Below are 12,805 nucleotides of genomic sequence, written 5' to 3'. Positions count from 1 at the left end.
AAATCAATACACTTTGTCCGGCGTCGAGACCTGTGCCACCCACAGCCGGCGTTTTTTCGGCCGCAGGGCTTATCGTGTGCGGCCGGCCCCACGATGCAGGCGACACGCACGTCGGCCGGTTCAGTGCGTTCATGCCGCTAGCGGGAGAGAGCAGAACCGGACGTGCATCGTCATCTGAGACAAACAAGGAGACAGCGCACGTCATGCGTTCACAACCCGACAATCCATCCCCGAACTCATCCGGTTCCGGTTCGCGATCGAAGGCACCCAAACTCCATCGCGGACTGCAAGCACGCCATCTGCGCATGATCGCCATTGGCGGGTCCATTGGCACGGGCCTGTTTGTTGCCGCGGGCGCCTCCATCTCGCAGGCGGGCCCCGGGGGCGCGATGCTCGCGTACATGGTGATCGGCTTGATGGTCTATTTCCTGATGACGAGTCTCGGCGAGATGGCGGCCTTCATGCCCGTGTCGGGATCGTTCGCGGCCTACGGCGCGAAATTCGTCGACGAAGGCTTTGGCTTTGCGCTTGGCTGGAACTACTGGTATAGCTGGGCCGTAACGATTGCCGTCGAGCTGGTGGCCGCGCAGCTCGTGATGCACTACTGGTTCCCCAAAATTCCGGGCGTCTGGTGGAGCGCGCTATTTCTCACGCTGATCTTCGCGCTCAATGGCTTGTCGGTGCGCGGCTTCGGCGAGGCCGAATACTGGTTCGCGTTGATCAAGGTGGTGACGGTCATTGCGTTCATCGCGGTGGGCGTCCTGATGATCTTCGGCATCATGCAGGGCGGCCCCAGCAACGGCTTCGAAAACTTCACGATCAAGGACGCGCCGTTCGTCGGCGGCTGGGCCTCGATGCTCGGCGTGGCGATGATCGCGGGATTCTCGTTCCAGGGCACCGAAATGATTGGCGTGGCGGCGGGCGAAGCGGAAAACCCGAGCACGACCATTCCGCGCGCGGTGAAGCAGATTTTCTGGCGCATCCTGCTGTTCTACGTGCTGGCGATTTTCGTGATCGGCATGATCATTCCCTATACCGATCCGAACCTGCTGAAAAGCGACGTGACCGATATTGGCGTGAGCCCGTTCACGCTCGTGTTCCGTCACGCGGGCCTCGCGTTCGCGGCTGGCGTGATGAACGCGGTCATCCTGACCGCGGTGCTTTCGGCCGGTAATTCCGGCATGTATGCGTCCACCCGGATGCTCTACAATCTCGCGGTCGAAGGCCGCGCACCGAAGCTGTTTGCGAAGGTCTCGGCGGGCGGCGTGCCGCTGAACGCGCTGTACGCGACGACTGCCGTGGGTGCGCTATGCTTTCTCACGTCGCTCTATGGCGACCAGACGATGTACCTGTGGCTGCTGAATCTCTCTGGCATGGCGGGCTTCATCACGTGGCTTGGCATTGCGATCAGCCACTACCGTTTCCGCAAGGGTTTCCTGAAGCAGGGCTACCGCCTCGAGCAGCTGCCATACCGGGCCAAGCTTTTCCCGTTCGGCCCGATTCTTGCAGCCGTGCTGTGTTCGGTCGTGACGGTTGGCCAGGACTATCAGGCTTTTCTTGCCGACAAGATAGACTGGGCAGGAGTGGCCGCAACCTATATTGGCTTGCCGCTGTTCTTCGTGGTCTGGCTTGGCTACGCGTTTCTGCGCAAAAGCCGTCTGGTGCGCTACGAAGACATGGAGATCGCCCCTTGGGTCGAGCGCCATGCGAAGAGCCAGTTCGGGACCGCGTCGAGCGAGAGCCATGCGGGCTATATGAGCGCCCAGCCGAAGGTGGTGCCGGACGCGTGATCTGGCGCGTCGGGCGATGACCGTTGCACCGGCGCGGCGCTCTGGCGTTTGCGCCGGTACATTGCTACAAGGATGCGAGGCGGCTCAGCCGAAACGCGCGCATCTGTTTGACCGTTTTTTTCGAAGCCAAATCGCATGCAAAACTTCTACGAATCCACCGTTACTCGCCAGCCTTATCCGCAACTGAGCGGCAAGGTCGACACGCAGGTCTGCATCATTGGCGGCGGCCTGGCGGGCCTGAACACCGCGCTTGGGCTTGTTGAGCGCGGCGTGCGCGACGTCGTGGTGCTCGATGGCGAACGCGTCGGCTTTGGCGCGTCGGGCCGCAACGGCGGCTTCGTGTTTGGCGGCTACAGTCTCGACAATGGCGACCTGCTTGGCACGCTGGGCGCGGACAAGGCGCGCCATTTGTATGGACTTACGATCGAAGCCGTAGATTTGATCCGCGCGCGCATCGCACGCTATGGCATCGATTGCGATCTCGTTGACCAGGGCGTCATGCTTGCAAACTGGTTCGACGATCAGTCGAGGCTCGACGCATTGCGCTCGCTGATGAAGCGCGACTTCGGCGTCGAATGGGAGCCGGTGACGAAGGATGCACTGCGTGCGCGGCTGAAGACCACGCGCTATCACGGCGGGCTCTTCGAACCCAACGCGTTTCATTTCCATCCGCTCAAGTATGTGATCGGCGTGGCGAATGCCGTGGCGCAGGGCGGCGCGCGCATCTATGAGCAATCGCCGGCACGCTCGATCGAGCGCGACGGTGCGGGTTTCGTTGTGCGCACACCGAATGGCACGGTCAGGGCCAAGGACGTGGTATTCGCGTGCGGCGGCTACGCGCGCGGTGTTGTGCAGCGCATCGAGCGTGCGGTGCTGCCGATCGCGACTTATGTGATTGCTACTGAGCCGCTTGGTGCGCGGCTTGCTGATGCGATTGATGCGCCTTATGCGGTTTATGACACGCGGTTTGCGTTTGATTATTATCGGCCGCTGAAGGACACCCGTATTTTGTGGGGCGGGCGTATCTCGGTGCTCGATCGTGGGCCGGAGGCCATTGCGCGGCTACTCAGGCGTGATCTCGTGCGTGTTTATCCGCAGCTGGCGGATGTGAAGGTTGAGTATGCCTGGGGCGGGTTGATGAGCTATGCCCGGCACAAGATGCCGCAAATCGGGCGCGATGGTGATGGTGTATGGCACGCGATCGCGTTTGGGGGCCATGGGATGGCGCCTACCACGGTTGCTGGTGAAACGCTTGCGGATGCGCTGGCGATGGGACAGGCGGTGCCTGAGGGGTTCGGTGCGTTTGGGTTGACTCGGACGTTCGGGATTGCTGGGCTTGCTGCTGCGCAGCTTACTTATACTGCGTTTCAGGCGCGTGACGCGATCGCTGCTTATCGGAATTGAAGTGTGCTTTTTGCCGTTGGCCTTAACTTGTATTCGCGGCGGGCCGCAGGCGTTACCCCTGTGCGGGGCGGCACCTACTTTTCTTTGCCGCGGCAAAGAAAAGTAGGCAAAAGAAAGCCGCTCAAACCGCTAGTGTGACGCAGTGGACCACTGCCCTGTATATCGGAGCGGCTCCGGGGCGTCTGCCATCACGGGGCGTTTAGCGGAGTGACTAAGGGCTCATTCATCCGGCGGCGCTCCGCGCGCCGTGGGGCATAACCAAAACCGTCGGGATATACACGTATTCGTGGAACTCCAACGCATTCATACGGAAGCACTCTCGGGTATCGGTAGGACTCCAGCATATTCGCCCGGAACCATTCCTCGGCAATCGCCAATTTGCCCGGCATAACTTCGCGCAATCGCCACGCAACACGCCCGGTTTTCCATGTAGACCCTTCCGCCCGCGCGTAGCGCGTGGCGGGAAGGATGAGCCCCTTGTCACTAACGCGGAGTGTGCGGGGTGACGGATGCCCCGGAGCCGCTCCGATGGACAGGGCAGTGGTGGACTGCGTCACACTGGCGGTTTGAGCCGCTTTCTTTTGCCTACTTTTCTTTGCGGCTGCAAAGAAAAGTAGGTGCCGCCCCGCACAGGGGCAACGCATGCATACCGACATGAATACAAGGAAAGGCCAACGCCAAAAAAGCCGCGCCAAAGCGCTACTAACCGCGCTTACGGTTCCACACCAGCATAAGCGCCGGCTTGCTCCAGCAGCCACCCTCGAAATGCCTCGAGCGGTTTCCCGTGACTAAACTCCGTAGGATAAACGAGATAGTAAGCCGCATCCGAACTGCCATTAACCGCGGCAGCAGGCGACTCAAAGGGAATCACAAGCCCCAGATGCTTGAGCTGCCCCTCAACAAGAAACCTCGGCACGAGCGCAATACCGAGCCCAGCCGCCGCGCCAGCGGTCAACATCGTATGCAGCTCATACCGAACGCCCTGCATCGTGGCGTTATCCTCGACCCCCAGCGCAGCAAACCATTGCGTCCACCCATGAGGCCGGGTAGTCGAATGAAGCAGCGGATACGCAAGCAACTCATGCGCCTTCTTGATCGGCTTCTTCAACAGCGCAGGCGAGCAGATCGGCACCACTTCCTCACCAAACAGATAATCGGAAGTCGTCCCAGGCCAGGTAGGCTTCCCATAATGAATAGCCGCCTCGAAATGCGATTCATCGAACGAAAACGTGTCCGTGCGCACGCCCATATTGATCCGCACATCGGTGTTCCGGTCGTTGAAGTCCTTCATGCGCGGAATTAACCACTCGGAAGCAAAGGTCGGCAGGACCGCCAGCTCCAGGTAGCCGCCGCCGCTGCCGTGCACGACGATCGAGAGCGTGTCCTTGTCGAGATTTTCCAGCGAGCGGCGTACCTGCATGCCGTAAAGCTTGCCCGCGCGCGTCAGGACCACGCGCTGCTTGGCACGCACGAACAGGCGCACGCCAAGGCCCGATTCGAGCGTGGCGATCTGCCGGGACACGGCGCTCTCCGTGAGAAAGAGCTCCTTGGCGGCCTGAGTGAAACTTTCATGCCGCGCGGCTGCTTCGAATGCGATCAGCGCGCTCATGTTGGGGATCCTGAATTTGCGCATGGTAGTTCCAAAAACTCATCGACTGGCAATTTTATGTCACTTTACGGCGGACGTGGCGTTTTGAATAATTTATCCATGCACGGCGCGGGATCGAATGTGTCCCATGCCCCAATTGGCTGGAATTCGCCGTGATCCGGGAGATGGCAATGAGAAATTCGAATGTTGAAAGCTTGTTGAAGGGATTGCTCGGTGCGCAAAAGACCGAGCGTCTGTTTTCGACCCTGAATACGCCCGCGCTGCTGCAGGAATGGGAAGAGGGCGTCGTCACGCGCGCCGAGCTGGCGCAAGCGATGAACATGGCGCTGTTCGAGGACCTGCTCGAGCGCTCGCCCAACGGCCGCAACTACACCAACGACGCGATTGCGCAGGGTGGCTCGGTGTACTTCGACCATGGCGCGCTGCGCACGGTGCGCTGGGCGCACAGCGGTGCGCTGCCCCCCGGCGAGGCCGCGTTCACGCGCATCCTGTTGCCGCTCGGCTTCAAGCTCAATGGCCGCTATCCGCTGGACAAGCTCGGCATGACGGGCCGCGCCTATGTTCAGGAAGATGCGCCGGATGAGATCGCGCAGTTCTTCGTGAGCGAGCTGCATCCGGAGCGCTTCTCGAAGGAATTTCAGCAGGCGGTGTCCAACGTGCTGGGCTCCTCGCGCGATCCGCTTACGCCGCTCGCCTGCTCGCAGCTTGCCGAGCTCGCACGCGACGGCTATCTGCCGATCGAAACCGCACGCGAGCTGCTGCCCGTGATCGTCGGCGCGTTTTCGCGTCAGCACGATGCGCCCAGCGTCAACGACTACGAGACGCTGCTGGCCGAATCGGCCGAAATGGCGTGGATCTCGACGGAAGGCAATGCGTTCAACCATGCGACCGACCGCGTGGCCGACGTGTTCAAGCTCTCCGACGACGAGAAGGCCAAGGGCCGGCCGATGAAGCCGGAGGTCGAGCGCTCGCGCTCGGGCCGCGTGTTTCAGACCGCGTATCGCGCCGATATCGTGCTGCGCGAGCTGCGCCAGAACGATGGCGCCATTGTCGTGCGTGAGGTGCCGGGCTCGTTCTACGAATTCATCACGCGCAAGCGCACCTTCAATCAGGCCACGCGCCAGTGGGAAACCGATCTGCGCTTCGACGCGGGCAACGCCACCGGCATCTTCAAGATGACCGCCAACACCGCTAACACCGCTACGGCCGGGAAGTAAAGTGAAAGCCGCCACACCGTTTCAGGCCAGTAAGCAGTTGCTGGAAGGCGTTCAAGCCGATCTCCACCGCACGCTGCGCGGAGAAGTTCGGTTCGACGCCGGTTCGAAGGCGCTCTACGCTTCGGATGCTTCGAACTACCGGCAAATCCCGCTGGGCGTTGTGGTCCCCGCCGACGTGGAGGACCTCGTTGCCGCGGTGGCCGTGTGCCGGCGCCACGACGTGCCGTTCCTCACGCGTGGCGGCGGTACCTCGCAAAACGGCCAGTGCGTGAACGTGGCGGTGGTGGCGGACGCCAGCAAGTATGTGAACCGCGTGGTGTCCGTGGACCCGGTCGCGAGAACGGCGATCGTGGAGCCTGGCGTCATCTGCGACTCGCTGCGCGATGCCGCCGAAGTACACGGTCTGACGTTCGCGCCCGACCCGGCCACGCATAGCCGCTGCACGCTCGGCGGCATGATTGCGAATAACTCGTGCGGCGCGCATTCGGTCATGGCGGGCAAGACGGCGGAGAACGTCGAGGCGCTGGAGGTCCTGACTTACGACGGCGCACGCTTCTGGGCCGGCCCGACCAGCGAAGGCGAGCTGGAGGCGATCATTGCCGAAGGCGGCCGTCGTGGGGAGATTTATCGGCGCCTGCGCGAGCTGCGCGATCGCTACGCGGACTACATTCGCCGCGAGTTTCCGCAAATCAAGCGCCGCGTCTCGGGTTTCAATCTCGACCAGTTGCTGCCGGAGAACGGCTTTAACGTTGCGCGTGCGCTCGTGGGCACCGAAGGCACGTGCGCGATCACGCTGCAGGCGAAGGTGCGGCTCGTGCATAGCCCGGCCTGCCGCGTGCTGCTCCTGCTCGGCTTCAAGGACATCTACGTTGCGGCGGATGCCGTGCCGCACTTCACGCGCTTCAATCCCATCGCCATCGAGGGCCTGGATCGCGGCATCGTGCGCGGTCTGCAGGCGCGCGGCCTCAAAAGCGAGGAAATCGCCCTGTTGCCGCGTGGTGATGCGTGGGTCGTGCTCGAGTTCGGCGCGGATTCGATGGAGGACGCGAAGCGTCAGGCACAAGCGGCTGAGCGCCATTTCCTCGCGGGCGAGGCGGGCCCGGATGTGACGGGCTTCGTCGTCACGGAGAAAGCGCAGCAGCAGAAGATCTGGTCGATTCGCGAGACGGGCGCATCGGCCGTCGCGCTCTCGATCGATCCCAACAAGCCCGACCCGATGGTGGGCTGGGAAGACGCCGCCGTCGATCCCGAGCGGCTGGGCGACTATCTGCGCAATTTTCAGGCTCTGGTGGACCGCTACGGCTATGAAACCTGCCTGTACGGCCATTTCGGCGATGGCTGCGTTCACGCGCGCATCACCTTCGATATCCGCACGGCCGAAGGCGTCCTCAAATGGAGAGGATTCCTTCGCGAAGCGGCGCAGCTCGTCGTGGACTTCGGCGGCTCGCTCTCGGGCGAACATGGCGACGGGCAAGCCAAGGCGGAATTCCTGCCGATCATGTACGGCCCCGAGATCATGCAGGCGATGGAAGCGTTCAAGGCGATCTGGGACCCGGCGAATCGGCTGAACCCCGGTAAGGTCGTCAACGCCTACCGTGCCGATGAGAACTTGCGTATGGGGCCGTCGTACAAGCCGGTCACGCTCACGACCAAGCTAACCTTCGAAAGCCTCGAGGGCGACGGCATGCAGCGGGCGGTCGAGCGCTGCATCGGCATGGGCAAGTGCCGGTCGCTCGACGGCGGCACGATGTGCCCGAGCTTTCGTGCCACGCGGGAGGAGCGATTCTCCACTCGCGGCCGCGCGCATCTGTTCTGGGAAATGCTGCAGGGCGAGGTCATCAAGGACGGCTGGAATAGCGAGGAAGTCAAGGAGGCGCTCGACGCATGCCTCGCCTGCAAGGGCTGCAAGTCCGATTGCCCCACGCATACCGACATGGCGTCGTACAAAGCGGAGTTTCTGTCGCACTACTATGAAAATCATCGTCGGCCACGGCAGGCGATGTTCATGGGGCGAATCGGACAATGGGCGCCCTGGGCGAGCCGTTTCCCGCGGCTGGCGAACTTCGCGATGTCTGCGCCGCCGCTGGCCCGCATCGGCAAATGGGTCGCGGGCGTGGCCGCGCAGCGCGATCTCCCGGCTTTCGCGCCGAAGTCGTTCAGGGCATCGCACGGTAAAACGCGTGCGGCACCGGGCGCCGTGAGGAATGCGGCCCGCCAAAAGGTGATCCTCTGGGTCGACACCTTCAACGATCATTTCTCGCCGCAGGTTGCGACGGCGGCGATGGAGGTGCTGGAGCGCATTGGCTATGAAGTGGTGCTGCCGCGCAAGCGTCTGTGCTGTGGACGGCCGCTCTACGATTATGGCTTGCTCGATGAGGCGCGGGCGCTGCTGGCCGGCATTGTCGAAGCGCTCGCCGACGAAGTCCGCAGCGGCGTGCCCGTGGTCGGGCTCGAGCCGGGCTGTCTCTCGGTGTTCAAGGACGAGTTGCTCAAGCAACTCCCGAACGACGACATTGCGCGGCGGCTTTCGCAACAGAGCTTCCTCTTTTCGGATTTCGTGGCGCAAGCGCCATTCGAATGGCCGGCGCTCGATGCGGACGTGATGGTGCACGGGCATTGTCATCAAAAGTCGCTGTTCGGCATGAAGGGCGAAACCGCTTTGCTGAACAAGCTGGGCGTGCGCTGGACGCTTCTCGACACCGGCTGTTGCGGCATGGCCGGCTCGTTCGGCTTCAACGCCGATCACTACGATTTGTCGATGAAGATTGGAGAGGACACGCTTTTGCCGCTCGTGCGGCAAGCGCCGCGCGAGACGCTGGTCGTGACGAATGGCTTCAGTTGCCGCGAGCAGATCGCTCAGGGCGCTGGACGCCACACGCTGCATATCGCGGAACTGGCATTGCGCGCGCTTGCACAACGGAAGCCGGTGCAACTCGAACGTGAGTCCGCGTGCGCGGAGACAACGGCGTAAGTGCCGCCGATCATCGCACGCATTCGGTAACGTCAATTTTTTCGAATCAGAATTATCAAGAGGTCATAGCATGAAAGCATCGAGCATTCTCAAGGAACTAGGCATCGCCCATCTGGTGGAAGCCGGCGATATCGCCGTTCATTCGCCGATCGACGGCGCACTGATTGGCCGCGTCGCAAGCGAGCCGGTCGCCAACGTCGATGCATTGCTCGACAAGGCGCAGGCCGCGTTCAAGGTCTGGCGCAACGTGCCGGCCCCGCGCCGCGGCGAACTCGTGCGCATCCTCGGCAACAAGCTGCGCGAGAAGAAGCAGGCGCTCGGCAGCATCATCACGCTCGAAACCGGGAAGATCCTTCAGGAAGGCCTGGGCGAAGTCCAGGAAATGATCGACATCTGCGATTTCGCAGTGGGTCTCTCGCGCCAGCTTTACGGCCTGACCATTGCTTCGGAGCGGCCCGGCCATCGCATGGCGGAAACGTGGCACCCGATGGGCGTGTGCACGGTCATCTCCGCATTCAATTTCCCGGCGGCGGTGTGGTCGTGGAATGCGGCGCTCGCGCTCATTTGCGGCAATGCCGTGATCTGGAAGCCTTCGGAAAAGACGCCGCTTACCGCGCTCGCGGTGGAAGGCATCCTCCAGGAAGCGCTCAAAGAGTTCGGCGACGCACCCGAAGGGCTGACGATTCTGATCAACGGCCGGCGCGAAGTCGGCGAAAAGCTCGTGTCCGATCCGCGCTCGAACATCGTCAGCGCGACCGGCAGCACGGAAATGGGCCGCGCCGTCGGCATCGAAGTGGCGCGCCGCTTCGGACGCTCGATTCTCGAGCTCGGCGGCAACAATGCCGGCATCGTTTCGAATACCGCGAACCTCGAGCTCGCGCTGCGCGGCATTCTGTTCTCGGCCGTTGGCACGGCAGGCCAGCGCTGCACGACGTTGCGCCGGTTGTTCGTGCACGAGAGCATTTACGACAAGACGGTCGAGCGCCTCAAGACGCTTTACGGCAAGGTGTCCATCGGCAATCCGCTGGAGCAGGGCACGCTGATGGGCCCGCTCATCGACGAGCAGTCGTTCGGCCGCATGCAGGCCGCGCTCGCGCGGGCGTTGGCAGAAGGCGGCAAGGTGTTCGGCGGCGAGCGTCACATCGTGAGCGGCAACGAGCACGGCTTCTACGTGCGTCCCGCGATTGTCGAGATGCCGTCGCAAACGGAAATCGTGCTCACGGAAACCTTCGCGCCGATCCTCTACGTGCTCAAGTACAGCGATTTCGACGCGGCCATCGAAGCCAACAACGCCGCTCATCACGGCCTCTCGTCGTGCGTGTTCACGACGGACATGCGTGAAAGCGAGCGCTTCCTCTCGGCCAGCGGCAGCGATTGCGGTATTGCAAACGTGAACATCGGCCCGAGCGGCGCCGAGATCGGCGGCGCATTCGGCGGCGAAAAGGAAACGGGCGGCGGACGCGAATCGGGCTCCGATGCGTGGAAGGGCTATATGCGCCGCGCGACCAACACGGTGAACTACTCATCGGCGTTGCCGCTCGCGCAGGGCATCGATTTCAATATCGACTGAAATCGCCAGGCACTGCTTTATTGCTGTAGTTCCCGCCGTCCGGATGTTCGTCGCCGGACGGCGCACGGCCCCTGTTTCCACCCACTGCGCTTTTCGACCTCTCTCGAGCGACGCCATGTACGAGTTCACTTCCCCGTTTCAGCAGCCCTCGGGCTCCCCGATTCGCGAGCTATTCAAGTATCTCAGCGAGCCGGGCATGATTTCGTTCGCGGGCGGGTACCCGGCCAGCGATCTGTTCGATGTCGAGGGTCTGCGCCTTGCGGCGGAGCGCGCTTACGCGAGTGCGGTTCAGTGCCTTCAATATGGGCCGACCGACGGCCTCGCGACATTGAAGCGTCAAATCGTCGATCTGATGGAGCGGCGCGGCGCATCGTGCGAAGCCGACGAGGTCGTGGCAACCACGGGCTCGCAGCAGGGGCTCGATTTGCTGCTGCGCGTGCTCGTCGAGCCCGGCGACGTCGTGCTCACCGAGGAACCGGCCTACCCGGCGACGTTGCAGGCGTTCAGATTGCAGCGCGCGCGCATCGTGGCCGTTCCCACCGACGCGCATGGGATTCGGGTGGACGAGCTGGCCGCGTTGCTGGAATCGGGTGCGTGCGGCAGGCCGAAATTGTTATACACGGTGCCGACCTTTGCCAATCCCACCGGCGCGACGTTGGCCGCCGAACGTCGTCGCGCGCTGCTCGCGCTGGCGGTCAAGTACCGTTTCGTGGTGATCGAAGACGACCCCTATGGTGACTTGCGTTTTGCCGGCGCGCCGCTGCGTTCGCTGCTCGCAGAGGCGGAGCAGGTCGACGGCGCGCGCAACTGGGTCGTGCATTTCGCGAGCCTTTCGAAGATCGTGGCGCCCGGACTGCGCGTGGGCTGGATGGTCGGCCCGCGCGAAATCATGAGACGCTGCGTGATCGCCAAGCAGACGGTCGATCTTTGCAGCTCGCCGTGGACCCAGGCGGTAGCGGCCGAATACCTCGCGGCCGGCGCGCTCGAGCAGCATCTGCCGAAAATCACGGCGGCTTATGGCGTGAAATGCCGCGAGCTGTGCTCGGCGTTGCGTGAGCAGTTGGGGGCAGCTATCGAATTTCAGCAGCCCGAGGGTGGCATGTTCGTGTGGGCCCGGCTACCGGGAATCGACGCATCGGACTTGCTGGCGCGGGCGATCGAGCAGAAGGTCATTTTCGTGCCTGGCAAGGCGTTTTACGCCGATGCGGCGGATGGTGCCGCGTTGCGGCTCTCGTTCGCCGCCCCTGACGTGGAAGCGATCAGGGAAGGCGCGCGTCGAATGAAGCAGGCCTATGACGCGGTGCGCTAAGCGCAGTAACGCAAGTGTCGATCTGGCCGACCCTCACGGCGGCAAGTGGGTATCCATGCAACGCGGGAGGCGATATCAACTATCGCGCCATGACGGTGACTACTACATGCAGGATGAATGAAGGTCCATAACACGGACGTCCCTCGCTATCTTCAATCCGCCAGATCGAAGCGACCGTGCAGCTTTCCCTGGGTGCCGCGAAATCGACACAGAGGCGGACGGGCTGTCCCGGTTGCGTATCCGGAATCGCGATTTCCCGATGCAAGCTCGACAGATATGCGTCGAGCACGATCTCGAGTTCGGCTTTGTGCGGGACGCGCCGCGCCATAACATACTCGCCGTCAACGCGTACCAAACGCCGACCGGACCAGAGGCGCACGCCTAAATTCTGAATTTCCCACACCTTCTGAAACACTTCGCCGGGCAAGACAACTGCATGGTCGGGTGTTGTGACATCGGCATTGAATACTGCGACATCTTCCGGGTCGCGCACGCCCGTTGCCCGATTCGTAGGTGCCACTGGCGCGCCTGTCGCTGGCGCTCCGCCGAGATCAGCGTAGTACCGGAACAGCAACAGCGGCGACACTTCAATGGCCTTGGCTAGTTTCACCAGCGTCCGTACTGACGGATCTTGAGCCGCTCCGCCTGCAAGACCATACAGATAAGTTCTTGACAAGCCGGCTTCCCTGGCGATGGCCGTCATCGACTTGCCCAGTTCGCGGCCCCGCCGTGCAATCAAGGCACGCAGTGTTTCTTTCTTCAGTCGCACTTGGTTCCCTTGCGCAATGACATGCGGCTACATCGATTGTTCGCCAAAAAAGACACTCTGATTGCCACGATAAACCAGGACGTTCCCAGAATACAACCCGAGGGGCGACCCATCCGGCCAAGGGGTGTTGATTGAGAGCATGTTCGAAGCATTTCGCGGAATGCGA

At 62.4% G+C, this 12,805-nt stretch carries 8 protein-coding genes; 6 read left to right on the top strand and 2 right to left on the bottom strand.

What is annotated here, in order from left to right; all coding sequences use genetic code 11:
* The first annotated feature begins 203 nt into the window (after positions 1-203).
* On the top strand, positions 204-1,790 hold the full coding sequence (locus tag EYW47_RS19885; protein ID WP_133196541.1) for an amino acid permease: 1,587 nt from the start codon (positions 204-206) through the stop codon (positions 1,788-1,790).
* 135 nt (positions 1,791-1,925) lie between these two features.
* The gene (locus EYW47_RS19880; protein WP_133196540.1) at positions 1,926-3,194 is read left to right on the top strand and encodes an NAD(P)/FAD-dependent oxidoreductase; all 1,269 of its coding nucleotides are present in this window, start codon (positions 1,926-1,928) and stop codon (positions 3,192-3,194) included.
* Between the two features lie 712 nt (positions 3,195-3,906).
* Here the strand turns inward: EYW47_RS19880 and EYW47_RS19875 are convergent.
* Entirely contained in the window at positions 3,907-4,827 is a 921-nt protein-coding gene (locus tag EYW47_RS19875; RefSeq protein ID WP_133196539.1) for a LysR substrate-binding domain-containing protein, read from the bottom strand.
* A gap of 146 nt (positions 4,828-4,973) precedes the next feature.
* On the opposite strand from EYW47_RS19875, the gene EYW47_RS19870 reads away from it, so the two are divergent.
* The 4 genes from EYW47_RS19870 to EYW47_RS19855 all read left to right on the top strand — a co-directional run bounded on the left by EYW47_RS19870 (position 4,974) and on the right by EYW47_RS19855 (position 11,870).
* The gene (locus EYW47_RS19870; protein ID WP_133196538.1) at positions 4,974-6,020 is read left to right on the top strand and encodes a DUF1338 domain-containing protein; all 1,047 of its coding nucleotides are present in this window, start codon (positions 4,974-4,976) and stop codon (positions 6,018-6,020) included.
* Position 6,021: 1 nt separating this feature from the next.
* Complete coding sequence (locus tag EYW47_RS19865; RefSeq protein ID WP_133196537.1) at positions 6,022-8,991, top strand: FAD-binding oxidoreductase; 2,970 nt, start codon at positions 6,022-6,024, stop codon at positions 8,989-8,991.
* Between the two features lie 70 nt (positions 8,992-9,061).
* A complete protein-coding gene (amaB, locus tag EYW47_RS19860) occupies positions 9,062-10,561 on the top strand; it encodes an L-piperidine-6-carboxylate dehydrogenase (RefSeq protein ID WP_133196536.1) in 1,500 nt (499 codons plus the stop codon).
* A 115-nt stretch (positions 10,562-10,676) separates the two neighbouring features.
* Positions 10,677-11,870, top strand: coding sequence for an aminotransferase-like domain-containing protein (locus tag EYW47_RS19855; RefSeq protein WP_133196535.1), 1,194 nt, complete (start codon positions 10,677-10,679; stop codon positions 11,868-11,870).
* Positions 11,871-11,949: 79 nt separating this feature from the next.
* On the opposite strand, the gene EYW47_RS19850 is transcribed toward EYW47_RS19855, so the two are convergent.
* On the bottom strand, positions 11,950-12,639 hold the full coding sequence (locus EYW47_RS19850) for an NBR1-Ig-like domain-containing protein (protein ID WP_133196534.1): 690 nt from the start codon (positions 12,637-12,639) through the stop codon (positions 11,950-11,952).
* Between the last annotated feature and the right edge of the window lie 166 nt (positions 12,640-12,805).

This window comes from Paraburkholderia silviterrae (genome assembly GCF_004353915.1).
Classification (GTDB): domain Bacteria; phylum Pseudomonadota; class Gammaproteobacteria; order Burkholderiales; family Burkholderiaceae; genus Paraburkholderia; species Paraburkholderia silviterrae.
The sequence above is the reverse complement of the archived record's forward strand: the minus strand, read 5'-3'. Positions and strand labels throughout refer to the sequence as shown.